Source organism: Streptomyces sp. NPDC007971, assembly GCF_042958635.1.
GTDB lineage: Bacteria > Actinomycetota > Actinomycetes > Streptomycetales > Streptomycetaceae > Streptomyces.
The window spans coordinates 18,704-43,313 of the sequence record NZ_JBIBJK010000038.1 but is presented as its reverse complement, the minus strand read 5'-3'; the positions used below and the strand labels follow the sequence as shown (position 1 = coordinate 43,313).

Genomic DNA, 24,610 nt, shown 5'->3' with positions numbered 1-24,610 from the left:
GGTGGGTACAGCTGCTGCTAGTGCTGTGACCGCATAGGTTCGCCGGGTCGGACGATCATGGCGGCCTCCCCATCGGATGCCTTGCCTGCTACGGACGTTGGCGCGTTCGCATCACCGGCACGGCAGTAGGGTGAAACGGTGACCCCCTTACCGGAAGGCTCGCCGCCGCTGATCGGCGAAGACGACCGCGATGCGGCCGTGCAGCGCCTGCAGGAGGCATACACCGAACAGCTCATCTCGCACGAGGAGTTGGACGAACGCCTCCACCAGGTGCTCACCGCCAAGGCGCACAGCGAGCTCGTGTCGGCTCTGGCCTCACTCCCGGAGGAGCACCCCGGCACCACGTCAACGATCGCCGCCGCCGGCGGACGGATCCAGCGGCGCGGCGCATGGCGGGTACCTCGGGTCCTCAAGGTCGAGTCCGCATACGGAAGGGTGCGCCTGGATCTGTCCCGGGCGATCATCGAGCATCCGGTCGTCGACATCGAGCTGCAACTCGGAACCGGCGGGGCCAAAATCACGGTGCCTCGCGACGCGGTCGTTGACGTCGAGGGTTTGCGCACTGAGTGGAAGGACCTGCGCTACAAGGCCCCGCGGCGTTCCCGACCTGGCGGGCCGACGATCCGCATCTCTGGGGCCATGGGATTCGGACGATTGCAGATCCGCCACGCCCGGCGTTGAGGCTCCATCCGGCACCAGGACCACATGTCCGACACTTCGTCCGCGCCGACTGCTGGCGCCGTGGCGGCATAGATCGCCGGGTTGATCAGGCGACGGCTTTAAAAGGGCGTCCGCCCCAGCGGATGCCCTTCTCGCTGCGGATGCGAGCACGTTCCTTGCGTTCGGCGGCCAAGACGTCGCGGTGGCGGGCGTTGGCGTTGCGCCAGCGCAGGTAGGCGTGCAGGGCCCGGGTCTGCACGGTGTGGTTGGGGTGGTTCGAATTGGCGATGGTGAACTGCCTCAGCGGGCCGAAGTGCGCCTCGATCGGGTTCGCCCACGAGGCGTAGGTCGGGGTGAAACACAACTCGACCTTGTTCTTCTTCGCCCAACGGCGGATGTCGGCGCCCTTGTGGGCGGACAGGTTGTCCAGGATCACGTAGATCGGTGCGCCGTCGGGCCGGGCGGCGCGGATCGACTTCAGCGCGGCCAGCGTGTTTCTGGCACCCTTCCTGCGGCGATTGACGCCCCACAAAGTATCGTCGCCGACCGAGTAGCAGCCGTGGAAGTAGCGCACCCCGTGGGTGCGGTGATAGGTGGCGGGCACCCGGTCGGGTTGCCCCTGACCGGCCCAGCCCGAGCCTGCGGTGGGCCGGATCCCGAGCGGGCCGAACTCGTCGAACGCGAAGACCCGGTCCGGGAAGCGGTCCAGCACCTCCTCGATCCGGTCCAGCTTCGTCTCGCGTTCCGGGTCGGGTGACTCCTTCCACGTCTTGGTGCGCTGGAAAGTGACGCCGCGCCGGGCGAGCAGGCAGCGTAATGTTTCGCGGCCGATCCGGATGGCCCGGCCGTGGACTTTCCGCAGGTAGGCGACGAGTTTGCGCAGTGACCAGCGGGTGAGGGGCTGGCCGAGCTTGGTGGGGCGGGTGGTGGCCGTCTGGATGACGAAGTCCTCGTCTTCAGGCTTGAGCAGGCGGGGACGGCCTCCCGCCCACCGAGGGTCCAGGCAGGCCAGGCCGATCTCGTTGAACCTGTGGATCACATCCCGGACCGTGTCCTCGTCGGCCTGCACCAGCTGGGCGATCACCGGCACCCGGTTCCCGCCGGCCGAGGCCAGCAGCATCATCGCACGCCGATAACGCACCGAACTCGTGCTGCCGCGGCGCACGATCTGCTGCAGCCGCTGCCCCTCCTGGTCGGTCAGTCTGCGCACACGGACAGGCTCGGCCACCGCGCCTCCAGCGGTCGGATCGGACGTCACCGCACATCCAACCGCAACAACCACCAACCCGGCGAACCTACGCGGTCACAGCACTAGCCTCGGATCATGGATTGGTTCTTGGCCGCGTTGGTGGGGGCGGCTGGCGGTGCCTCCATGGAGGCCGTCGACATCGTCAAGGCCATCAAGTGGCACCGTCAGATGCCATGGACCGTTCAGTCGGACACCATCGATCCGCCTCAGCGCAGAGCTGAGGTACGGCCCGGCGAGGAGCATCTGCCCGCACCCGGATGGAAGGCATATTGCGTCGCTGGGGTAATGCGGCTGCTCGTCAGCGGCGCCCTGACTGGTGTCGTGGCGGCCACCTATCCGCAGAGCACAAATCCCCTAGCGGCATTTCTCATCGGGCTGGGCGCGCTGTCCGCTGTCCAGCAGGCCACCACGCTGGTGCCGTTGATGGTCAAGAGTGCCGGGCGGGCTGCTCTGAGTGGCCTTGGCGGAGAGGCGACCGGACAACCGCCTGGCCACGGGGCGCCGGATGGTCGCCTGCCGGGACCCCGGCCGGGTAGTCCTCCAGCAGGGAATCCCCAGACAGATACGGGTATTGCCGCACAGCAAGATCCAACGGGCGGAGGGAGTGCAACGTGACGATTGCTGCGGAGTCCTTCGCCGGCCGTGTCCTGGCTGTATTTTCACGTCGCTCCCCAGGCTTCCGGCCTCCCCTGCGGGCCGCCAGCCTGCCGTCCGGCCTTGGCGATACTTCTCAGGGCGATCCAGCCCAGGAAGTCATGGCGGGGCTCAGTCTGGCTGACGTAACGGCTCGCTGGAAGTCTGTGTCTCCACAGGAGCGGCTCCGGCGTCGTGGTGATCTTCTGGCCGTCGCAGATTTCCTGAAGTCTGACGTTGCAGCCCTCCTCCACTCCCCCGACCGTGCCCGCAGGCTCGACGACGTCCGCGACCGTGCCCGCGCCCTCGAGCGCTACCTCGGCCACGACTTCGACCTTGACCGCTACCTCATCCGCAGCCTCACCAGCGACCTTCAACTTGCCATCATCCAGGCCCTCGACCGTGACAGCAGTCACGACGACGTCCGCGCCCGCGCTCGCGAATTCGACCGCTTCCGCGCCTTCGACCTTGACCGAGACCGCGCTCGCGACCTTGCCCGGGACCGAGACCGCGACCGCGACCGCGCGCGCGACCTTGCCCGGGACCTTGACCTCGACCTCGCCCTCGTCAGCGCCCTGAACCGCGCGCGCGACCGCGACCGCGACCTCGACGCCGCCCTCGTCCGCGCCCTCGACCGTGCTCGCGACCTCGAACTCGAACACGCCCTCGACCGTGCTCGCGCCCTCAACCTCGACCGAGACCGCGCCCTCATCCGCGCTCTCGTTCGCGACCTCGACCCCGCCCTCGACCTCGACCTCGACCTCGACTCCGACTTCATCGAAGCTCACCACAACCTGATCTGTGCGGCGAATAACTTCATTGGCGCTGATCTCACCATCGTGGATCTTGTTGAGGTCGACCTTGCAGGGGTCCGATGGGACAGCGACACCCAGTGGCCCACCCCTGAGTGGAAAGCTCGCATCCGCACAGCATCGGTGGAGGACCCGCCTGGATCCGGGGTTTTCGTCGTCCTTCCCGACGAGGGCCACAACTTCGCAGATCGCGGTTCCCTGGCACCAACCGCATGAGACGGCACATCTAGAGGGCGCTCCGCAATGCGTGCTGACCTGCGGCGCAATGGTTCCGCCCTCGCAGCCACGGACCTGGCCGAACTGCACGAAGACCAGGCGGGCCCAGGCTCACCGCGGACAAGCTCCAGCAGCTGGCCGCTCTCGGACTCGAATGGGTCGTGTGATCAGGGGCAGTTGCGGTGTCCGGTCCTGTGCTGCATCCACACGACCACGTCGCACACCCGCAGCGCGCTGACCGAGTCGGAAAGCCCTGCAGCCTGTCTCAGTCCGACCAGCGCACGCTGCGATGCCCCTTCCTGCGCGCGCAGGGCCGCGTGCAGGGGCAGCCAGAAGTCGGGGGGATGTCCCAGTGTGCAGCGCACGACATCGTCGTAGACGGGCAGCAGCCGAGGTCGTTTGCGGGCGAGGAGCTTGCCCGCAATGACCCATCCGACGCCGTGCTGGCCGACGAGCAGGTCCCACGCCCTGGACGCCGGCGAGTCCGATTCCAGGTGGGCGGTGTCTACGAGAAGCACGATCCGGCCGGGAAGAACAACGGCAACAGTCGCAACGGCACGCGGTCCAAGACCGTGCTGGCAGGTCGGAGGGAATCTCCTGCAGCAGGCCGGACAGGCGGGGCCCGAGCGGGCCTTCCAGGAGATCCAGTGCGACCGGTACCGGAACGGTGACGGACAGGGGTGCCACTCAACTACGGCGCTCCGAGGGCGGCAGCCGGCCTCGCCGAACAGGCCCGCCACATCGCCGGCACCCGGCCGACCGCCGCGGCGACGCTGGCGGCCGCCGTCGCCGCCCGTGCCTTCGCCCTCAACCACCAGCCCGAACAGGCCCGCCAGGCGCTCGCCGACGCCGACGCCCTCATGGAACGGCTCCCCGAGGGCGAGCGGTCGGACACGTGGCTGACGTACGGCGAGCAGAAGCACCACGTCCACCTCAGCCACGCGTTCACCACGCTCGCAGACACCCGCCGCGCGAACGAGAGCCAGCAGCGGGCGCTGGAGCTGTCCGCGCCGACCAGCACGATGACGCGCACCCTGCTGACCATCGACGCCGCCGCCTGCTCCCATCACGACGGCGACAGCGAAGAGGCGTGCCGTCGCACCGTCGTCGCCCTGACGGCGCTGCCCGTCGACTACCGCACCGGCCTGGTCCGCCGCCGCGCCCTGGACCTGTACGAGGCGAATCCCCGCACAGCACCACCGCGAGCGCGCTGTACGGGAACTACGCGACGTCGTAGCCGGCTGACCGCGACCGCTCCCACAGCGGGCGGCCATGCCCGGTCCCCTCGCAGTGGAAGCACTGGCCGCCCCCTGGTGTGCTGCGGGCACCGAGAGTGCCAATGGAGTCCCGCAGGAGCTGGGTGAGGCCGGCGACGTGGCCGGTGTGCAGGGGCAGTTCCTGCCGCTTGCCGACCATGACCTCCAACGCGACGTCGGGCACGAGAGCGAAGGCGCCGATCCGACTCCCCCCAGCCGTGGTGCCAACCCCGGTCGCGGTAGCGGTCGTGGTCTCCCGGCCCACACCCTGCGCGTGCTGCGAATCGTCGGCCTCGACCAAATCTTCCCATCCTTCCCGACAGCCACGCCGCCACCCAGCTCTGACGCCGCCCACCGGCCGACCCGGTCTCAGCAGCCCGGCTTCTCCGGTTGGGGCGGCCCGCGGCCGCTCGGGGCGCCGGCCCGCCGTCAGACGTCGCGCCAGCGCGCGCTGGCCCAGGAGAAGGCCCCGAAGGACATGAGGCCGACCGCTATCAGCGCCAGCAGCCAGGGGCCCGCAGGGGTGTCGGCGAACGTGCGCAGGGTGTCGTCCATCCCCTTGGCCTTGCCGGGCCTGTGGCGGACGGCCGCGGCGATGGCGAAGCAGCCCGCGGTGGCGAAGACGACGCCCCGGGCCGTACCGCCGAACATGCCGAAGAAGGACACGACTTTGCGCATCCTCTGCGACATGGCGGACATCCTGAGGTGCTTCTCGAACCTGCGCAGGAGGGCCCGGACGGCGATCCATATGCCGACGGCGGCCACCGCGGCGCCCGCCACGCCGACGATCCACTGTCCGCCCGGCCAGGCCAGCGCCTTCGCCGTGACGTCCTGGGAGTTCTTGTCGGAACTGCCACTGCCGCTGCCCTTGTCTCCGGCCGCGTAGGAGAGCACGGAGTACGCGACGAATCCGTAGAAGCAGAAACGGCCCGCGGCCACCGCCCTTCTGCCCGGCTTCCCGCCGTCGGGGCCCGCCTGTCCGAAGACAGCCTCGGACAGCCGCCACAGAGCCATCCCAGCCAGGGCGATGCCGAGCAACCACAGCAATACGGTCCCGAAGGGCTTCTGAGCGATTTCGGCGACCGCGCCGCCCCGGTCGGCCTGTCTGCCCCCGCCGGTGAACGCGATCCGCAGTGAGAGAACACCGATCAGTGCGTAGATGACCCCGCGGCCGACGAAGCCCGCACGGGCCGCCGCCGCGACCGCTCTGCCGTGCGCCGCACGGTGAACCTGACCCAGTCCGCGTGTCGTTGCCGATGCCGATCCAGTAGCCATGTCCTACCGGATGCCCCCGAAGGGCGATGCCATCCTGGCCGCCGGCCGGCGTCTTGCCGTGACACGCTGCCGGCAGGGAGCGGCGCTCGACCTCCCCAGGTACCGCGCCGCTCCCCCACTAGCGCGCGTCGATTACCCGCGGAATTCCGCCCTAAACCTGTCCGATGCCGGCCGCCGGGCCACCGCGCGTGCTGGCATCGTTCCCTGCCGGCCCGCGGCGGCAGCCTTCAACTGCGGCTAGGGCCTGTCCGGCGGATCATGTGACTTCTCGCACTACGGCGCGTTGGCATGTCCATGGGGCGGGGAGATCTCACGAACGAGGAATGGGCCCGGCTGAAGCCGCATCTGCCCAAGTCCGGTCAGTGCGGGGGGCGTTGGGCAAGCCACCGCAGGATCATCAACGGGGTCCTGTACCGGAACCGGACTGGGTGCCGTGGCGGGATCTGCCTGCGCGGTTCGGCAAGTGGAAGACCGTGTACGAGAGGCACAGACGCTGGTCGGCGGACGGCACGTGGGACAAGATCTACGGGGCCGTCCTAGCCGACGCGGATGCCGAGGGCCGCATCGACTGGTCCATGGTGAGCGTGGACTCCACTACTAGGACTCCGTTAGGTCTGTCTATCGGTCCCGTCTGGGGGCATGTTGAAGTGTGGACGCACACGAAGTGAACCGTGCTCGGGCGAAGTTGGCGTTATTCGTGGCTGATGTGTTCGCGTCGGTGCCGCGCAAGGATCAGCGGGCCAAGGGCGACTGTTATCTGCGGGGGCTGATGCTGGACGGACGGCGCAAGTCGATCCAGCCGATGGCGGAGCGACTGCCGGATGGCAACGAGCAGAACCTGCAGCAGTTCGTGAACCAGTAGCCGTGGGATCCGGTGCCGGTACGGCGGCGGATCGCGGAGCGGATGGTACCGCTGATCGGCCCGGATGCCTGGGCGGTCGATGACGTGGCGTTCCCGAAGGACGGGAAGATGTCGGTGGCGGTCGCCCATCAGTACTGCGGTGCGCTGGGCAAGCAGGCCAACTGCCAGGTCGCGGTGAGCGTGCACGCGGTCTCCGACACCGCGTCCTGTCCGCTGCAGTGGCGGTTGTTCGTGCCCAAGGAGTGGGCGGACGATGCCGGACGGCGGCGCAAGGCCGGGATTCCGCAGGGGGCCGGGCACCGGGAGAAGTGGCGTCTGGCATTGGACAGCATCGATGAGCTGGCGGGATGGGGTCTGGTGCCGCCGGCGGTGGTGGCCGACGCCGGCTACGGCCAGAACGCCGACTTCCGCGACGGCCTTCAGGGCCGGGGCATCGGCAATGTCGTCGCGGTCCGCTCGGATGTGACCGCCCATCCGCACGACGCCGAGCCGGTCACGTCGCCGTGGTCCGGCAACGGCCGCAAGCCGCAGCCCCGGTACCGCGACAAGCCGTCCCCAGTGGCCGCGCTCGCGGCCGGCCACGGGCGACAGGCGCTCACCGAGGCTACTTGGCGGCAAGGCTCCCGCGGACCGATGCGCTCGCATTTTTTGGCGCTGCGGGTGCGGCCGGCCGGCATCCGGGCCCGCCGCCTGGCCCAAAGCGCCGCCATCACGCAAGACGGCTTCTGGGACGGTGTCCTGCCCGACGCCACGCTGCTGGTCGAGTGGTCTGAAGGCGCCGAAGCACCCACCGACTACTGGCTGTCCAACCTGCCCGCCGACACCCCGCTGGCCGAGCTGGTCCGCCTGGCCAAGATCTGCTGGCGGATCGAGCACGACTACCGGGAACTCAAGCACGGCCTCGGCCTGGACCACTTCGAGGGACGTTCCTGGATGGGCTGGCACCACCACGTCACCCTGGTCACCGCCGCCCACGCGTTCCTCACCGAACAGCGCCTGGCCCCAAAAGCCGATACAGCTAACTCACCCGCTACCAGATCCTCGACACCATCCAAGACCTGCTGAACTGCTGGACCGGCACCTGCACCACCTGCCACCGCCCCCTGCCCAGAACACCCGCCACCAGCCAGAACCCAAGAGCCAGAGAGACCTAACGGAGTCCTACTAGCCCTCTGTCTCGGTCGTCCGCAGCTCTCGGGCGGGTGAGGCGCTCCCGGCCCTGGCTCCGACGGACGGCGTCCCGGCGCAGCCTGTCCGCTCCCCAGTCGCCCTCTACCAGGATCGGCCCTGGATGGGGCGGGCCGTCGATGTCACTGCGGCCGTGCTGGTAGTCGCCGAGCGCGAGGGAACCGGTCGCGATCACTGCGGTCAGCCGGGGACCGCACACCGCGCGCGTGCGGCGTACGAGCTCCGTCAGGTAGGGCCGCAGCTCGGTAGGAACGGAACAAAACAGCTCGGGCTTGGCGTCCATCACAGTATGTCCTCTGGGCAGGACCGAAACGGCCAGTAGCGAGAGCGGTCAGCCGGTGAGCTGCCCCGAGATGCGGCCGGGGGTGGCAGGTCGGGGATGTTGTTGTAGAGGGTGCCGGGGCTAACCCCGAGGATCCTGGCGTTCAAGGTGATCGAGCTCTCGCGGTCGCCGATCTTCAACGAAAGCTATGTGGGATCGTTGGCGGTCGGTGGGCCCACGGTCTCACCGACCAAATCTCGGCGGACCGCGGGGAGGGGTCCCTACCTCCGGTGGTGGTCAGGGCCGGAGCAGAGACTTGATGGCGCGTGGTCGGCCGGGGAGCGGTCGTGCTGAACCAGGCGACCGGCGCGGGCACCCGCGCGTTCGTCCAATGGCCTTGTAGCCTTCGGCGGCCTGGTCGAGGGGCAGGGTGAGGTCGAAGACGCGTCCGGGGTTGATGCGGCCGATCATGACACGGTCGACGAGATCGGGCAGGAAGCGGCGCACGGGAGCGGGGCCACCCTGGACGGTGGCGTGGGAGTAGAACAGGGCGGTGCCGTCGATCTGGACGCCATGGGGCACACCGGCGATGCCCACACCGCCGCCGGGCCGGGTGGACTGGTCGGTGCCGACGCATTCCAGGACGCGGTCGGCGCCGATGCCGCCGGTCATGTCGACGTCTTCGACTTCCAGCTCACCGACGAACAGATGGCCCAGATCGCCACCCTCGACACCGGCAACTCCCTGTTCTTCGACCACCACGGCCCCCAGAGGCGCCGTCTGGACAGCTGAGCGGCATTCCAGTAGCGGGCACCCACAGCAGCCTTTTCATTTCAGCCGCGACACACAGTTACGCGGTGATGCTGGAGTGTGATACGGCTTGAGATCTTTAAGCCTGACCGTCGCAACGGAGCGGGGGAAGGCGTGCTCTCATGCAGGGCGGAGCGGGGGACGTCGATGGTCGATACGGCAGGCGCGGACGCTGGCGCTGAAGACGTCGGAGCGCTTTCTGGACCGGGCGGTCTGAACGGTTCGGATCTGACGATCTTCGACATCGTCCCGGAGGAAGACAGTGGCTCGGACACGCTTGGTCGCTACCGATATCAGGCGGAAGTAGCAGCAAGGGACTGCCTGGTCATGCTCACGCAGGACACCATCGACTCCGTCGTCTGCGAGTGGCACGAGGACTTCGTCGTGGTGTGGACCGACGGTTCAGTGGAATTGGTGTCGGTCAAGCATCGCGAAGAGACTCAGGGCCCGTGGACGCTCGCGGAGCTGTGCAAGAGCGGCGGCCTGGCCCATCTCTTCGACCGCTGGTGCGCGTGCGAGTGTGCCGCCAACGTCCGTCTCAGACTGGCGACGAACGCGGCGCTGAAGCCAGGTAAGGGCAATGCAGGCGTCCTGGCCCGGATGTGCGGCCCTGAGCCGGAAGTCACGGCCGGGCTCGCCGACATGGCTGAGGTCATAGCACGCCACATGCTCAAAGTCCGCTGGAAGCAGCCCTACCCGAATGTCCCGGCCATCCCTCAGGTGGGTAGGGACGCGGACATCCAGATACCCGAAGGCTTCGTGGAGAAGGTCGTACGATTCCTGGCGGTCCTGGAGATCTCCTGCAAGCCACCGCACCGTGAAAACATCACCGACGTCAACATCCAGCGCCTTCTGGTTCCTGCTGTAGAAGAGTTGAAGCTGGCTCATGTCGATCTTGAGAGCAGCTATCGGGCCATCGTGGACCGGATCGAGCGCGCCAACCGTGACGAGAGCGACCGCGGTCAGTTGGCTGTCTACCTAGCCGACCCGAGCCGGGTGCGGCACAGCACGCAGATGCAGCAGCGCATAGGCCGACGCAGAATCACCCGCGACATCATCCGCCGGGAAATCGTGTTCACGTCGGTCCAGCTACCCACGTTCCCTCGCGGCCAGGCGCCCGTGGTAGCACCGGGAGGCGCCAAGCTCCTCCGCAAGATGCGTCGGGGCCGGGTGCCCTCGGACGAGGCGGCTTTCGCGGAGAGGCTGCGTTCCGCGTGGTACACGACCTGGTCGGAGCGGCGCTCCGGTCTTGCCGGGGACGAGACTGATCTGCTGAATCTGTCCACGGACGTGCTGGAGATAGCCTTCGACTGTCGACGCCATGCGCGCGCGCAGATGGCCGAGGGCAGCGAGTTCGGCATCAAGATGAACGACCTGCTGGCCGAGCGGCTCAAAGTCGATGCTCTGCCTTCGCCTCCGCCGTTCCAGCTCAACCACCTGCACCTGCGGGGACTGGCCTACCAGTTGTGTGACGAGTGTCTGTTCTTCTTCTCTGAGCCGTTCGACGCGGACGAGGAAGCCTCATGACGCGCAGCGCCGACTTCGAGACCGCCGCAGCGCGGATGCGAACTCAGCGACGGCAGGCCGAGCAGCGCGAGGGCCACTACCACGAGGCCCGCATCCTCCTGCTCATCGCGCGGTTCACCACCCCCAAGGGTGGGCTCTCGGGACTGACGAAACTCGCCAAGCTCGACTTCCTGCTGCGCTATCCCGGAATGCTGGAACGCCTCCTGCCCGCGGGCGAGGCGTCGTGGCCGGAGGGAACGGCCCCGACACCGCCCGAGCGCCTCGCGGTCGAGAGCCGCATGACCCGCTACAAGTACGGGCCCTGGGACCAGCGCTACTACAGCATTCTTGGCTCGCTCGCCGCCCGCGGCCTGATCACCTACAGCGGCAGCGCACGCGCCGAATTCCGCGCCACACCACAGGGCGTCGCCGCGGCGTCCAGTCTGGCCGCAACGCCGGAATGGGCGGTCGTCGACAGCCGGATCAAGCTGCTCAAACGGCATTTCAACAAGTCAGGATCGGCCTTGAAAAATCTCATCTACGACCGTCTGCCCGACGCCGTCGACCGGCCCTGGCGGACGGAGATCTGACATGGCCGTTCATCTGCGCATCGTCTCCCTGACTGTCACGACCGCCGAGGCGGAGCAGACCTACCCCTTCGACCGGCCGGCAACGGTGATCACAGGCCCCATCGGCACCGGCAAGTCCAGCCTGCTGATGCTCTTTAAACACGTCCTCGGCGGCAGCGCCATGCTCACCCCCGCGGTCCGCGAGCACGTGCTGTCGGTCCAGGCCGAGATCGTGGCCGGCGACGAGCGTCTCGTCCTCAGGCGGACCATCGAGGGCGACACCGCCAACGTCGTGGATCTCCTAGACCCCCACTCCCTCGCCCTGGAGCGCTCCCTGCCCGTGCGCGCCTCCGAGGGTGCCACCACGCTCTCTGACTACCTGCTGGACGCGCTCGGCTTCCCACGCGAACAGATCGCCGCACGCCGAGAAGGCGCGGCACGGCCGCAGAACCTCACCTTCAACGACCTGTACGCCTATGTCTATCTCCAGGGCCGGGAGATAGACCGCCAGGTCGTCGGCCACCTGGACCGCTGGTTCGAGACCAAGCGCAAAGAGCTTTTCCGCCTGATGTTCGGGCTCACCGACAGCGCTCTCATGGAACTCAAGCGCACCAGGAACCAGCTCCTGGAAAGGCTGAACGCCCGAGTTGCTGAGCACTCGAACGTCAGCGCCTTCCTGGCCGCCTCCGACCCCCGCAGCGACGACGAGCTGCGGGCCGAACTCACACAGTTGCGCGACACCCTCGGCCGGGCCAACTCCGCCCTGGCCGGTCTCCGTACCGAACTCGAGGAACAGACCGCCGCCGACACCGCGCTGCGCGACGAACTCCAGGCGGCGATCCGCGCCGCACGGCAGGCCGAGGAGGAAGTATCGGCGGCCGCCGACCTCGTCGAGGCGCGGAGGGCCGTCGTCGCCCAGGTCCAGCTCGATCTCTCCCGTCTCGCTCGGTCGGCCACGGCCATCGACCAACTCTCACCCTTCGAGTTCGTCGTCTGCCCGCGGTGTATGCAGTACTTGGCAACCCGCCCCGTCGAGGACGGCCACTGCCTCGTCTGCCTCCAGCCCGACCCCGTAGAGGCCGACATCGACCCGGCTGCCATTGAGGAGACACGCACCGTCCTCCAGCACCAGCTGGAGGACGCACAGCGCATCCAGCAGGCCGACGAGGAACACCTGCAGACCGCGCAGGAGCGGTCGCAGCAGCTCAGCTTCGCCATCAGCAGCCTGCGCCGGGAACTCGACGCCCAGACCCGCGATGCGGTCGCCCCGCGCTTCGACGCCATCGCCGAGGCCAGTTCCCGCGTCGCCGCGCTCAAAGCCAGCATTGATGCCATCACCCACCTGCGGGAATCCTGGGCCCGGGTACGCGCCATCGACGCGGACATCCGCTCGATCAAGGCAGAGCGCCGGCAAGTCAATAAGGACATCAAGGAGAAATCCGATCAGCTCAAAGCCAACCAGTCACTGCTGGGCGACGTCAGCACCGACTTCGGCAGGCTGCTCACCGGCTGGAACCTGCCCTGGGTCGAAACGGCCGTCATCGACCGCGACAGCTACCTGCCCGTCGTCAATGGCCAGCCCTTCGAGAGCCTGCAAGCCTCCGGCGGAGGCCTTGCCACCTCCGTCAACCTCGCCTACAGCCTCACCCTCCTCACCTCCGGGCTCGACCACGCCGAAGTCCTGGTCCCATCCCTGCTCGTGATCGACTCACCCCGGAAGGCTTTCGGCAACAACGCCCCCGACCGGCAACGCGCTGCCGAGATCTACAGCCGCTTCAGGACCCTGGCCGACGCATACGGCGACCGCGTGCAACTGATCATTGCCGACAACGATCCGCCGCCCCTCACCAGCGACTCTTTCGGCAAGGTCGAGTTCGACTACGAAAACCCCATGGTCCCCGGCGTCGACCACCCCGGCCCCGACCGCGTCACCCGCATCGGAACCCAGCCCGAACACCCGACGGAGACATAGGAACACCAGCGGCACCCTGCGCGTCGACTAGGTCGCCTGGCTGGCCGCCCACCGTGCCCGCGATGCCACCACAGACGGCCTCGTCCTCGCTGGCATCGTCCCGGCGCGCGCGCCGAACTCCTAACAGAGGCTGTCACCGGATGACAAGACCGCAGGCCTGCACCGGATGGCCTGCGCAGGCCTGGGGCGGTGACGTTGAAGTTACTCAGCGGCGCCCTGCTCTATCCGCTTGCTGGCCTGGTCGAAGAACCGGTTCGGCAACGGGATGTCGTTGGCGGTGATTCTGATGTAGTCGGCATTCAGCTCCCGCGCTCTGGCAGACAAGTCCGCGGGATCGGCGTCGGGCGCCAAGAGGCCGAGTTCGGATTCGACTCGGTGCTTGAGCGCGGTGTAGGCCCGCGCGGAGGCCAGGTAATCCGCGGCGTTCTTCTGGGAGCCGAGGAAGGAGGCGGTGGCGGCAACAGAGCCAGCAACGGCTGCGACCGCGCTGAATGGCCCCTTGATGCCGATGGCGTCGAGCAGCCCGGCTATGGCGGTGATGCAGGCCGGAACGAAGACCATCAGCCGCCCCCACAGTTCGGCGTTCTTCGCAGCTTCGAAGTAGCCCTGCGCGGTGTAGAGGCAGTTGCCCTTGATGCGCTCCAGTTCGGCGCGCACGGTGTCGATCTGCCGGAACGGTTGGGTCATGATCATCCGATCTTCGGAAGGGCTATGTCGGGTTCGGTGGCCAGGAATGTGCAGGTCCATCGAAGGTGCGCGTAGGCGTCCTTGACCTTGCTGAGGTAGTCGCTCGTCAGATGTCCGGATTCGTACAGGCCTACAAGCAGCGCCCTCCGCACAGCAGGTATCTACTCGCGCTCGAAGCGGTTGCGAAGGATACGGGACTCGGCGAGGGAGGCATGCTTCCCGGCGTAGCGGGCGGCGACCTCGCGGGAGTAGTCCTGGCGGTTGCGGTCTTCGAGGACCATCCACGCGGCCTCTTTCGTCTTCGCAGGGCTGTCCTGGGTGCTCAGGAAGTAGCGCAGGATGCGCTGTTCGGTGAAAGGGAATGACGCACTCGCCCCCTGATCGATGAACCGTGCCAGATGGCTGGTGATCTCGCGCTCCCGCGAACGGCCGGTGATGGCGAGATAGCGGAAGACCTCGGTGACGGCGTGGGGGGTACGCTCCAGGCTTTCCAGACACCAACTGACTGCGTAGTCATCACCGAGCTCGCTCATGCGGTTCAGGACGAATCGGGTCTTCGTTCCGCTGAACGTGCCTTCCTTGTCCAGGGACTCGAACTCATCCCTGACTTTGTCCCGTGATCCGGGGACTCCGTTCTTAACGGCGTATTTCAGGGAGCTGTAACGGGTGTCGAGTTCTTCAGCCAGGCCTTCTTCCGGATCCAGGATCCGGGTCTTGGCCCCGGCAATGGTCAGACCCATCCCGCGCAGAAGCCGGGTGATCTCTATGAGCACATCACGTAAGGCCGTTCGATCCCGGTGGAAGATGCTGATGTCATGCGAGTAGCGTGCGAACGGGAACTTCTCGCGCGCCAGAAAAGCGTCGATCGGCATCAGGACTAGGTTCGCAAGGATGCCAGAGGCGTCTGGGCCCTGAGGCAGTCCGCGGGCGTCGGTGACGGACTGGAAACGGTTCAAGAAGGCTGCCAGATCCTCGCCCGGACTCTCGTCGCCGTCCAGGTCGTACAGGCTCTCAACGAGGGATCCGATGTCGATGTGCTCGTAGAAGGCGGAGACGTCAGTGTGCGCGATGCGCAGCGCAGGATTGCGGCGCAGGGTGCTGCGGGTGCTCTCCTTCATCCGTCCCCAGCAGGCCGACCACGGTACGGGCCGGGCCAAGCGGTGCCACCACTTGTAGCCGTAGACGTAGGGGTGAAGATGCCGGTCGATCCGGGGAGCGAGGCGGTAGACCATGGCCTCATAGATGATCCGGTCACGCGGGTCGAAGTGAGCGAGCGGCCTAACCACGGTCTCGTTCTTGGGGAAATCGTGGATCTGAGCCCCTCTGGGGCCGGTGTCGCCGGAGCGGATCAGGGCTTCCAGCCTCGCACGGTATCCGTGGTCCCACTGATGGACGATGTCCTGGTAGCCGATGACGTCGGGAAGTTCCGCGAAAGGCTCGTCACCGATAAGCAGGTCTTTGGCCTTGCTCAGCCGGTCTGCCAGATTCATACGGCCCCCTCCGCACATGAAACGCCCCGCAGGAGAGTATCCGTGCGGGTCCTGCGACTCGCCCGCACGGCGGGCCACGGCATCGTCCGCGGCTCCGCCGGCACCGGCCCGGACTATGGATGACCAACGCCCAGTAAGACAGCGCTGGAAACCCTCGCCGCCGACCTCGCCGCCTGGCACTCCTGGTACCGGCGCACCGTCATACTCGACGCCCTGGAACACCTCCACACCCACGCCACCACTGGCCGCTGACGAACGACTCCGCGCATCCACTCCCCCAGGCGTGAACCACAACAGGCTCGGTCCGTGTGCCGAGCCGGCCGCCTACGCGGCCATCGGCAGTGGCAGGCAGGCAACGATGGCCGCGGTGTCGGGCCCGTGCCGGAAGACAGCCGTAGACGGGTGCCCGGTACGCATCCGGCTACCGGCCCGCTCCCGTGGAAGTCCCGTGCGTCGTGCCCGCCTGCCCTTGTTACAGGGGGCCACGGTCGGCGATGGCGCCGCCGGGATCGTCCAGCAGGGCGATGCAGACGGTGATGCGCTTGCCGACCGGCTCCCGCTGCGCCTCGAAAGCCTGCGCGACGGCCATAACGATCTCCAGGCCGTGCTGCCCGACCCGGCCGGCGTCCGCAGCCCGAGCCACGGGGAGCACCGGGTCGGAGTCCCACACCACGACCTCGACCGTGTCACCGGTGATTCGAAGGTCCAGCAGCACCAGGCCGGGAGCGTACTTGCGGGCGTTGGTGACCAGCTCGCTGACCACCAACTGGGTCAGATCCATGGCCCGCTGAGAGACCGGCAGGCCGTGGTCGGCCTGCACGCGGGTGAGGAAGTCGGCGGCCAGGTGACGGGCCTGGGCGATGACTAGGCCGTCCCCCTGCAGGGCCACGGTGGCCTGCAGGGCCCGCTCCCCGGGCGTGGTGCCCTCCTCGCCCACGGACACTGCTTCCATCACGGCCACCTTTATTACCCCGTTCATATGGCGGCCGCCGGATACGCGTCATGGTGAGAGTGATGCCGGAAGCGTCGGTGTTATTCCGTCTCACCCGGGCATCACCCGGGCCATCCGGGGCAGCGGATTCCGAATGAAGCCCTGGCTGTGCCACGATCACCGGCATGGTTGAGGAAAAAGTGGCGGACATCGAACAGGCTGCGCAGTAGGGGCAGCTGTCCATCGTGGCCACCACCACCGACGGCACCCACGTCCTGACAGTGAGCCCTTTCCAACCTGGCGGCTGGGCGGGTCAGTTGGGCTGACAGACAGGTGAAGCCCCTGGTAGATGGGTTTTCGACCAAGAAGAACCGTCTCCACCCGAGGCTTCGTGTGCTTGTCTACCCGTCCGGCGTCGACGTGTCCAGCTCTGCCCTTCGCTTCTTGTCCGCCAAGCTCCGCCAGCACCGCCGGCAGCTCGGCACCCGGTGGCGGCGTCTGAGCCCGGGCCGGCAGGCTCTGCTAACCCTCGCCCACCTTCGCAACGGCCACCCGTACGCCCAGCTCGCAGCCGGTTTCGGCATCGGGACCACGACGGCCTACCGGTACGTCGCCGAGGCCGTCGAGCTCCTAGCCGCCCTCGCCCCGACTCTCGCGGAGGCGGCCCGGACGGCATCGACGAAGGCGTTCGTGCTGCTGGACGGCACCCTGCTGCCCATCGACCGCATCGCCGCGGACCGCCCCTTCTACTCCGGCAAGCACAAGAAACACGGGATGAGCGTGCAGGTCCTGGCCGATCCGTCCGGCCGGCTGCTGTGGGCGTCGCCGGCTCTGCCCGGAGCCATCCATGATGTCCGGGCCGCCCGTGAACACGGCATCATCGCCGCTCTCACGGACGCCGGCATCACCTGCTGGGCCGACAAGGGATACCGAGGTGCCGGGGGCACGGTCCGGGTTCCGTACTGGGGACGTTGGGAGAACCTCTCCACAGGCCAGAAGGCCGTCAACCGGTCTCAGGCAAAAATCCGAGCCCTGGTCGAGCAGGCCGTCGCCACCCTCAAGTCCTGGCGGCTGCTCCGCAAGCTGCGGTGCTCGACCACCCGCATCACGAGCCTCGTCCAAGCCGTCCTGACCCTGCATTTGGCCAGCTCAGGCTGATGACGGAAAAGGCTTAGTGGCCGGAGAGATCGACCATCACACCGGTGACGCGCTCAGCCAAGCCCTGGACTTCTCCGGCATGCCCTGCCCCCGTGTCGTGATGGACCTGCGGCAGGTGGCCTTTATGGACTCCACCGGCATCAACATCCTCATCGCCGCCCACCGCGCCCTCACGGAGGCCGGCGGCTGAATCCGCCTGGCAAGCCCGACAGATGCGGTGCTGTGCATCCTGCAACTCGTCGGCCTCGACACCGTCATCGACTGCCACGAAACCCTGCCCCAAGCGCTGACCGACTGACCTCGACAGCACCGCACACGGGGCAGGCAGACGACGGGGGACGTTCCTGCCTGCCCCTTGTATGCGGCTGCTCGCTCGAGGGATAGCGAGCGTCACGGGACCGCTGGGTCCTGGGCCCACCCTTACCGCGCCAAGAGGACCGGTGGTGTCACAGCCCCGCAGAATATGAGCTTGGTGAAACCCTGCCCTCCGCCACGGGGAGTGCGGAGGAGCGGGGTCGCCTGCAGGCCTACGACCGGAGCCCGTGACCTTCGGGGGTGACATAGATAAGCATCGGGGCTCCGCAGGCGCGCCAGGGCCGATACAGTTCTCGACCGCGTCCCTGCACACCACCGCACCAGACGGCGAGCCGCGGCAGGCAGCAGCGCCTGGCGATCCTTGCGCGCTCAAGGCAGGAGCCTGACCTGCACTTCGCCTGATGCGGGGTCAACCTATACCGCATGCCCGGTCTGGGTGAGGATCACCGTAAGCGCCTGGCGCAGCGCCACCCGCATGCTCTCGTGCTCGGTCGGGTGCGGTGCTGGACCGATGCCCGGTGCCGGCTCCCATGTCACCACCACAGCCGCAAGCCCCCCTCCCGGTACGGCGCGGGGTCTGTGTCGGTGACTGGGATGCGGGCTCCGGGGATGCTGCTCTACTTGCGGCGCCGGCCGCCCTCGCCAGCTCGACGGCTGGATAGCCGCCGAAGAGCGGCGCGAGGCGGAGCGCCAGCAGGGCAAGTAGGGGCGGACCTCGACGCTGTACCGGGAATCGGCCAAGAAAGTCATTGCGAGTGCCGGACCGTAAAGTCATGCACTTGCTGACCGTCGCGGCAGGTGCAAGGAGGTCGTCAACACACGCCGTACTCAGGGAGGATCCACCCTCGAGAGCGCTCGGGCTGCGCAGTAGCTTTCGCCTCCGCCTCCCCATCGCTGAGACGACGCAGCATCTCGGCCGCGCCTTCAGTGCCCGCCTCGACCTCCGTGCGTAGTTCGCCGATAAGGCCATGTTCGAACAGGAGGCGGCTGAGCTGCTTGGGGGCCCACCATGCCGAGAGGGCACTGGCGGAGGCCCGTCCCGCCGAGAGGGCACTGCCAGAGGCAATCACGTTTCTCAGCAGGTCGAGGGCTTCTGGCAGACGCCCGTGGTCGGCAAGTAGTTGCGTGAGGTGCTCTGTGGCCAGTGCGTTCCCACGGTCGGCCAAAGGCTCGACGATGTTGAGCGCCTGGTCCAGCTTGCCTTGCTCGGCGAGAAGACGGGTCCACCGGGCGACTGCGGGCCACATGCCGGTCGCCGCCAAGACGGACAGTTCTTCCCGCGGGCACAGTTGTGCCAAGAGCCCGTCGAGGTCGGGGACACGGGCGACGACCGTGCGCAGATGACTCATGGCCTCTTCCTCACGGCCGTGAGCGTGAAGGATCTCGGCCAGCATCGCATGGGCGTTTGTATATCCAGCCTGGACAAAAGGGCGCAACGTGGCCAGGGCCTCCTCAACGCGGCCCTCCTCTACCAACAGTTCGACCACGCGGTCCGCAGCGCCCCGCTCAGTGTGGATGTACGGCAGGTAAAGCGCGATCGCTTCGTCTCGTCGGCCGCGCCGGGCCAGTAGCTCCGCCAGCCGTCCAGTCGAATTCACATGCCCGGCCGATGCCCGGACCCGCAGAGCTTCCTCGTCACCGAGCTCTACCAGCAAGTCGGCCAGGTAACCATCGGCACCACGGCTCCCGTCAGCCGCCCACCGCTGTGCGACCTCGACAGCCTCGTCCGGACACCCCACGCGGACCAGGAGCCTCAACAACTCCTGGCGCGTGCCCTGTGTGCCAAGCACATCGATCGCCTCCTGCGCCCGGCCGCGTGCGGCCAGAAGGCCGGCCCACCGGGCCATGACCCGCTCCTGGCCGGGGTACCAGTCGGCGTGCACGGCTGACTGAAGCACCTCTATGGCTAGCTCGGTCCGGCCGTGCCGGATCAGTGCTTCTGCCAGGGCCTCGGTGGCGCCGTGGTCTCCGCGCTCAGACAGTCTCCGATGGAAGGCAGCGGCCTGTGCATACCGCATCCGCCGATCGGCGGCTGCGGCCAGGCGTTGGAGGTCTTCTGCATCGTGGCAGTGCTCGCTCAGTGCCTGCCACACCACATCATCGGGACAAAGAGTGCGACGGGTCTCCCACGCACGCTGCAGGAGGTAGTCAGCGGCGATGTATCCAGTGATGACCTCAATGTCCTCATCCTGGCAAGGCATCAGGGCCGGGGCGACGCCGCGCAGAGGGGTCTTGGCGTAGTCGAGGGAAGTGTGGAGCCAGTTAGGCGGGGCGACGCCTCGCCGGTCCTTGAGGTAGCCGCGCACGGCTGCCCGCAGAAATTCCTCCGAGACGGGCGTGTGCACGCCCAACCGGCGGGCGTCGACCGCGGCGGTGATGACGTGTTCGGTATACGGATCCGGTGCGCCCTCCCATCGGTCTACAAGGTCGGGTGCCGCGGCGAGGACTTGCGTGAATCCCAGGTCCGGACTGTCGAGTGCGGCCTGCGCCCACCGGTCCTTGTGCCTCAGCTCCTGAGCCCGCGCGTTCTCCGAGGCGGTGAATGCCGCAGCCACATGGAAGACATGAGCGAGATCGAGCAGCCTGCTGTCCTCATCCCCGCGACTGTTCCCTTCGCGGCGGTGAGCCGGGCCGCGGGCCTGGTAGGCGTTCGTCCACATGGTTCCCACGATCACCGTGCCGGCGTTGAGCAGGGTCCGTACGGTGCCAGCTGTCAGCGCGTCAGCGGTATCGAGGTGACCTTGCAGTTCGTCCAGCCACAGCACGGTCCGAGGTGTCGGTGCTGCCGCCAGCTCGCGGACCGCGTCGGTGCTCGTCGGATGGACGAGCCACCACTCGGGCAGGACGTCCAGGACGGCCTCGTACAGCGTGCGCGTCTTGCCCACGCACGACCGGCCCGTCAGGAGCAGAAAGCCGCCGCCCTTGGCGGCGGCCCTCAGAGCCTGCCGCAGGCCGTCGTCCAGATCGCGCGGAACGTAGGCGGGACTCTCATCGCGGACATCCTCGAACGCGATCGGGGCACGTAACCCCAGCCGGAGCGGCCGGGCTTCGCGCACCCGGACGGCGCCCGGGGGCGCGGAGCGGGCGTCCGGGAGCACCTGTGCACGCGCTGCCACCCAGTCGGGGATGTGCTGCGGTGGCACGGCACACGCGGCCAGATACGTCACGAAACGCCTCTCAGACGGGAACGGCTTGCACTTCATGGCGTAGTTGTGCGCTGTAGACGCCGACAGCTTCTCGAACGTTTTTCCGTTTTTGGCCGCAAGATCTTTGGACCTCTCCTCGATCTTTGCGAACGACAGTCCCACGCCTTGACGAAGTTCGTTCAAGCGATCGGCCAGCTGCTGCGGGGTCGTCACCGTCGACAGATCGATCTGGTGAACATCCAGTGGACGGGTCATCCACACGTCTCCCTCATGCGCCGTCTTCGCCGGTCAGGCCCTCACGCACAGGCCCGCAACGTCCAGCCCCGTCCATTTCCGTTGCCGGACGGCTTTCCCGACCTCTTCTATCGGGGGCAATCCACCGAGCGTATTTCGTCGCTCGCCCCAGCATCAGGAGAATCATGCACTGGTCGGATTTGATCCAGAACGCCGGCGGCTTCCTCACGCTGGCCACGGCGCTCACCAACCTCATGACGGTGATCGTCAACAGGAGGAATACGAGGAACGCCGCAAGCACCACGTCGCCCGAGCACCGGGCCCCGAACGAGGCGGAGCAGCATGAGGCATGAAGACGCGGAGGTGCCGCCCCACCGGACCAACCACCGCCGCTCTCGGCCACCCGAGCACTCTTGCGGCGACGCACCGAATGGCAAGCGATCCTTTGGGTTACTCAGCAGTCGGCCCACGCCGCGATGCCGGCTGACAGGCAGGCCACCGCCCAACCGCACCGAGCAAAACCGACCGGCACAACAGCATGCTTCAACGGCTCCATAACCGCATCGACCGCCGCCGGGTCAGCCCGCCTCGTCGGCGGTCCGTAGCCGCCTAATCCAGCAGCAACTCGAGCCGTTAGTCCGTGAGCTCCATCCCTCCCGGACCGTGTCGCCGTCGGCCGGCACGCTCCCACGGCCCGGGTGTGGGCGGCGTGATTGTGCGGCGACCACCTCGTCAACGAGCTCCGCGAAGTGCTGCGCCAGTTCGCGAACGGGATCGACGCCGCGGGCCGGCGGTTGCCCCGGCCGTTCCTCGCCAGCTGCCGCGTCCTCGGGGAAGGGGCGCCTGGAACGCATCCCCGCCGACGGCGACACCCTCACGATCGACGGCTGGGAGATCACGGTCCGCACCGTCGAACACCACCGCGCCGACCGCGTCACCCTCACCGCGCCCACGGCCACCCCGCTTGATCAGGAGAACACCCGATGACCGCGATCCAGCTTCTCATCGGTGCCCTGGCCCTGCTGACCAACGCCTTCTTCGTCGGAGCCGAGTTCGCGCTGATCTCCGTACGCCGCAGCCAGATCGAACCCAAGGCGCAGTCCGGCAACACCCGCGCGAAGATCACCCTGTGGGGTCTGGAGCATCTGTCGGCGATGATGGCCACCGCGCAGCTCGGCATCACCGTCTCCTCCCTCATCCTCGGCGCGGTCGCCGAACCGGCCATCGCCCACCTGCTGGAACCGGCCTTCGAAGCCGTCCACGTTCCCCACGCCCTGGTGCACCCGATCGCCTTTGTCATCGCCCTGACGCTGGCGACCTACCTGCACATGCTCATCGGCGAAATGGTCCCCAAGAACATCGCCCTGGCCGCCCCCGCACCCACCGCGCTGCTGCTCGCACCCCCGCTGGTCGCCCTCACCCGCGCCCTGCGCCCGGTCGTCTTCGGCATCAACGCCTTCGCCAACGCCCTGCTGCGCATGCTGAAGGTCGAACCGAAGAACGAGGTCGAGTCCGTCTTCACCGACATTGAACTCGCCCGCCTGGTCGACGACGCCAGCCAGGCCGGCCTGCTGGATCCCGCCGACAGCGCACGCCTGCGCGACGCCCTGGAACTGGGCAACCGCCCCGTCGGTGAGATCCTCGTCCCGCTCAGCCGGATGGTCACCGCCAGCCACACCATCACCCCGGCCCAACTCGAACACGCCGCCACCAGCGCGGGCTACTCCCGGCTGCCCGTCCTCGCACCCGGCGGCATCGTCCTCGGCCACCTGCACATCAAGGACGCCCTCGGCGCCCCAGAGCGACACAAGCCCTTCCCCCGCACCGTACTGCACACCGTGGCCCGGGTAAAGATCGACACGCCACTGGACGACACCCTCACCGCCATGCGCGCCGACGGCACCCACCTGGCCGCCGTCACCGGCGCCAAGGGCACCGTCCTCCGTTTCGTCACCATGGACGACGTCCTCTCCCAGCTCGTCGGCACAAGCTGACTGCTGCGCCACCAGCAGGCAATACGTCCTTGGGGCCCGTAGAACTTATCGGCGACGGCTGGGAGGCGGACGGCGGAGACGGCGGAGACGGAGACTCCGACTGCAGTGACAGGGGCGATTAAGGGCTGTCCCGTAGCTGGCGATGTCCCGTCTCAGTGAGGTTCGGCCGATGCCGGCAAGAGCGAGCGAGTGCTGAGTGGCGAAACCAGGTCGACGCAGGTCAGTGCGGTACCCGATCATGCGTTCATGCCTCTGAGAGAGACCCTTGTCCGAGTCGATGCAGACCTGGCTGCCGGCCGGGTTCCCGTCGCGCGCCAGCGCCTGCGCGGCCTCATCTCGTCCTTCCCGCACGACTTGACGCTCCGCCGTCGTCTGGCCGAGGTCTACCGGCTCTACGGCGACGCCGCCGAGGCTGGACGCTGGATGTACCTCGAAGAGGACCGGAACGCCGACGAGACCGCTGTCTTCGAGGCGCGGTACGGGTCTCCCGGGTGGCGGATGAAGGCCCTCGCCTGGCACGGACCCGAGGCGAAGGCCGCCACCGCTTTCGCGGAGGAGCAGCTGGTCGCGGTGCGGACCGCCTGCGCCGAGGAATTGGGGCACCCCGTCGACTGGAAGGACCCCGCCTCCTATGGAAATGACTTGGAAGGGGAGTACGAGGCGCCCTCAGAGCCGTGGACGGTCGGCGGTGTGCTGGCGGGCGTCGGCTGCCTGGTCGCGGCCCTTGGATTCCTCGCGATCTGGGTGAACGGACTTGTTGCCCTCTTCGACTGACTCAGGTCACCCGGGCTTGCGAGAAGCGCCCCTCAAGGTTCGCTGAGACAGTCCAGAACTGCCGTGAACGTGACCCTCGGTGACGAGTAAAATGATCTCGCGGTGTCTGGTGTGATCACGGCTTCGGAGCCGTCCTGGATAGCCCTGTTCACCGGGCTGAGCCCTCGCCTGTTCGGCAAGCTGGTGACCGCACTGCGGCGCGAGGGTGTGGACCCGGTGCGCAAGGGCCGGCCGTGGAGTCTGCCACTGGAGAACCGGGTCCTGCTGGTCGCTGCGTACTAGCGCACCAACCTGACCCTGCGCCAGCTCGTGCCGCTGTTCGGGGTGTCCAAGTCCGCGGCCGACCGCATCATCGACCACCTCGGACCCGCGCTCGCTCTGCAGCAGCGCAAGCGGTTCCGCAAGGACACCGTCCCGATCGTGGACGGGACCCTGGTGCCCACCGCGACCACCCCTGATCAGCACAGACTCGCTCCGCCCGAGCCGCCCAACAATGGAAAATCCTACTGAGATCACCACCTTCCGGAACGATCACTAAATTCGCACTTCAAACGGCCCTCCGATCTCTGACCCTCCACGGAAACCCCAGGTCAGACCAATACGGCACCACC

19 protein-coding genes and 5 pseudogenes are annotated in these 24,610 nt (G+C 67.7%); 15 read left to right on the top strand and 9 right to left on the bottom strand.

All coding sequences use genetic code 11. The annotated features are described in order from the left end of the window. The first annotated feature begins 138 nt into the window (after positions 1 to 138). Complete coding sequence (locus ACFZCP_RS44125) at positions 139 to 681, top strand: DUF1707 domain-containing protein (RefSeq protein ID WP_391442421.1); 543 nt, start codon at positions 139 to 141, stop codon at positions 679 to 681. Between the two features lie 85 nt (positions 682 to 766). On the opposite strand, the gene ACFZCP_RS44120 is transcribed toward ACFZCP_RS44125, so the two are convergent. The 3 genes from ACFZCP_RS44120 to ACFZCP_RS44110 form a co-directional block, all read right to left on the bottom strand. Then, positions 767 to 1,888, bottom strand: a complete 1,122-nt coding sequence (locus ACFZCP_RS44120) for an IS630 family transposase (protein WP_391442418.1) — start codon at positions 1,886 to 1,888, stop codon at positions 767 to 769. 680 nt (positions 1,889 to 2,568) lie between these two features. Continuing rightward, positions 2,569 to 3,330 (bottom strand): hypothetical protein, encoded by a 762-nt coding sequence (locus tag ACFZCP_RS44115; RefSeq protein ID WP_391442416.1) that lies wholly within the window; start codon positions 3,328 to 3,330, stop codon positions 2,569 to 2,571. A gap of 407 nt (positions 3,331 to 3,737) precedes the next feature. After that, the gene (locus tag ACFZCP_RS44110) at positions 3,738 to 4,088 is read right to left on the bottom strand and encodes a DUF6308 family protein (protein ID WP_391442414.1); all 351 of its coding nucleotides are present in this window, start codon (positions 4,086 to 4,088) and stop codon (positions 3,738 to 3,740) included. 162 nt (positions 4,089 to 4,250) lie between these two features. Between ACFZCP_RS44110 and ACFZCP_RS44105 the strand changes: the two genes are divergently transcribed. Next, positions 4,251 to 4,934 (top strand): hypothetical protein, encoded by a 684-nt coding sequence (locus ACFZCP_RS44105; protein WP_391442411.1) that lies wholly within the window; start codon positions 4,251 to 4,253, stop codon positions 4,932 to 4,934. 321 nt (positions 4,935 to 5,255) lie between these two features. Here the strand turns inward: ACFZCP_RS44105 and ACFZCP_RS44100 are convergent, their stop codons facing one another. Beyond that, a complete protein-coding gene (locus ACFZCP_RS44100) occupies positions 5,256 to 6,101 on the bottom strand; it encodes a DUF1206 domain-containing protein (RefSeq protein ID WP_391442409.1) in 846 nt (281 codons plus the stop codon). A 294-nt stretch (positions 6,102 to 6,395) separates the two neighbouring features. Between ACFZCP_RS44100 and ACFZCP_RS44095 the strand changes: the two are divergent. After that, positions 6,396 to 6,700: pseudogene (locus tag ACFZCP_RS44095) on the top strand (IS5 family transposase); the annotation flags it as partial. Positions 6,701 to 6,750: 50 nt separating this feature from the next. Beyond that, positions 6,751 to 8,028, top strand: a pseudogene (locus ACFZCP_RS44090) (IS701 family transposase). A gap of 682 nt (positions 8,029 to 8,710) precedes the next feature. On the opposite strand, the pseudogene ACFZCP_RS44085 reads toward ACFZCP_RS44090, so the two are convergent. Next, positions 8,711 to 9,088 (bottom strand): annotated as a pseudogene (locus ACFZCP_RS44085) (hypothetical protein); the annotation flags it as partial. 282 nt (positions 9,089 to 9,370) lie between these two features. Between ACFZCP_RS44085 and ACFZCP_RS44080 the strand changes: the two are divergent. The 3 genes from ACFZCP_RS44080 to ACFZCP_RS44070 are packed head-to-tail and all read left to right on the top strand — an operon-like array spanning position 9,371 to position 13,270. After that, positions 9,371 to 10,750 (top strand): dsDNA nuclease domain-containing protein, encoded by a 1,380-nt coding sequence (locus tag ACFZCP_RS44080; protein ID WP_391442407.1) that lies wholly within the window; start codon positions 9,371 to 9,373, stop codon positions 10,748 to 10,750. Continuing rightward, the gene (locus ACFZCP_RS44075) at positions 10,747 to 11,319 is read left to right on the top strand and encodes a hypothetical protein (RefSeq protein WP_391442404.1); all 573 of its coding nucleotides are present in this window, start codon (positions 10,747 to 10,749) and stop codon (positions 11,317 to 11,319) included. The genes ACFZCP_RS44080 and ACFZCP_RS44075 overlap by 4 nt, the downstream gene beginning before the upstream one ends. A 1-nt stretch (position 11,320) precedes the next feature. After that, positions 11,321 to 13,270: a hypothetical protein gene (locus ACFZCP_RS44070; RefSeq protein WP_391442401.1), complete on the top strand. Its 1,950-nt coding sequence runs from the start codon at positions 11,321 to 11,323 to the stop codon at positions 13,268 to 13,270. A gap of 201 nt (positions 13,271 to 13,471) precedes the next feature. Here ACFZCP_RS44070 and ACFZCP_RS44065 read toward each other — a convergent pair whose 3' ends face one another. The 3 genes from ACFZCP_RS44065 to ACFZCP_RS44055 all read right to left on the bottom strand — a co-directional run bounded on the left by ACFZCP_RS44065 (position 13,472) and on the right by ACFZCP_RS44055 (position 16,399). Beyond that, positions 13,472 to 13,963 carry a hypothetical protein gene (locus ACFZCP_RS44065; protein ID WP_391442399.1) on the bottom strand — a complete coding sequence of 164 codons (492 nt, stop codon included), beginning with the start codon at positions 13,961 to 13,963 and terminating at the stop codon, positions 13,472 to 13,474. Between the two features lie 155 nt (positions 13,964 to 14,118). Further along, positions 14,119 to 15,447: a reverse transcriptase domain-containing protein gene (locus tag ACFZCP_RS44060; protein ID WP_391442397.1), complete on the bottom strand. Its 1,329-nt coding sequence runs from the start codon at positions 15,445 to 15,447 to the stop codon at positions 14,119 to 14,121. A 472-nt stretch (positions 15,448 to 15,919) separates the two neighbouring features. Continuing rightward, positions 15,920 to 16,399 carry an ATP-binding protein gene (locus ACFZCP_RS44055; protein ID WP_391442394.1) on the bottom strand — a complete coding sequence of 160 codons (480 nt, stop codon included), beginning with the start codon at positions 16,397 to 16,399 and terminating at the stop codon, positions 15,920 to 15,922. Between the two features lie 372 nt (positions 16,400 to 16,771). Here ACFZCP_RS44055 and ACFZCP_RS44050 point away from each other — a divergent pair, with 372 nt between their 5' ends. Both ACFZCP_RS44050 and ACFZCP_RS44045 read left to right on the top strand, forming a co-directional pair. Beyond that, positions 16,772 to 17,536 (top strand): IS5 family transposase, encoded by a 765-nt coding sequence (locus ACFZCP_RS44050; RefSeq protein ID WP_391442391.1) that lies wholly within the window; start codon positions 16,772 to 16,774, stop codon positions 17,534 to 17,536. Between the two features lie 16 nt (positions 17,537 to 17,552). Next, a complete protein-coding gene (locus ACFZCP_RS44045; RefSeq protein ID WP_391442389.1) occupies positions 17,553 to 17,726 on the top strand; it encodes an STAS domain-containing protein in 174 nt (57 codons plus the stop codon). Positions 17,727 to 18,663: 937 nt separating this feature from the next. Here the strand turns inward: ACFZCP_RS44045 and ACFZCP_RS44040 are convergent. Continuing rightward, positions 18,664 to 21,252 (bottom strand): hypothetical protein, encoded by a 2,589-nt coding sequence (locus ACFZCP_RS44040; RefSeq protein WP_391442386.1) that lies wholly within the window; start codon positions 21,250 to 21,252, stop codon positions 18,664 to 18,666. 164 nt (positions 21,253 to 21,416) lie between these two features. Between ACFZCP_RS44040 and ACFZCP_RS44035 the strand changes: the two genes are divergently transcribed. From ACFZCP_RS44035 to ACFZCP_RS44010, 6 genes and pseudogenes are all read left to right on the top strand, one after another. Beyond that, positions 21,417 to 21,584 carry a hypothetical protein gene (locus ACFZCP_RS44035; RefSeq protein ID WP_391442383.1) on the top strand — a complete coding sequence of 56 codons (168 nt, stop codon included), beginning with the start codon at positions 21,417 to 21,419 and terminating at the stop codon, positions 21,582 to 21,584. 321 nt (positions 21,585 to 21,905) lie between these two features. Next, positions 21,906 to 22,091, top strand: a pseudogene (locus ACFZCP_RS44030) (hypothetical protein); the annotation flags it as partial. Then, positions 22,075 to 22,218, top strand: a complete 144-nt coding sequence (locus ACFZCP_RS44025; protein ID WP_391442452.1) for a transporter associated domain-containing protein — start codon at positions 22,075 to 22,077, stop codon at positions 22,216 to 22,218. The pseudogene ACFZCP_RS44030 and the gene ACFZCP_RS44025, both read left to right, overlap by 17 nt. Continuing rightward, positions 22,215 to 23,225: a CNNM domain-containing protein gene (locus tag ACFZCP_RS44020; RefSeq protein WP_391442381.1), complete on the top strand. Its 1,011-nt coding sequence runs from the start codon at positions 22,215 to 22,217 to the stop codon at positions 23,223 to 23,225. Before ACFZCP_RS44025 ends, ACFZCP_RS44020 begins: the two co-directional genes overlap by 4 nt. Before the next feature lie 246 nt (positions 23,226 to 23,471). Continuing rightward, positions 23,472 to 23,999, top strand: coding sequence for a DUF6584 family protein (locus ACFZCP_RS44015; protein WP_391442378.1), 528 nt, complete (start codon positions 23,472 to 23,474; stop codon positions 23,997 to 23,999). 102 nt (positions 24,000 to 24,101) lie between these two features. Continuing rightward, a pseudogene (locus ACFZCP_RS44010) lies at positions 24,102 to 24,443 on the top strand (transposase family protein); the annotation flags it as partial. Between the last annotated feature and the right edge of the window lie 167 nt (positions 24,444 to 24,610).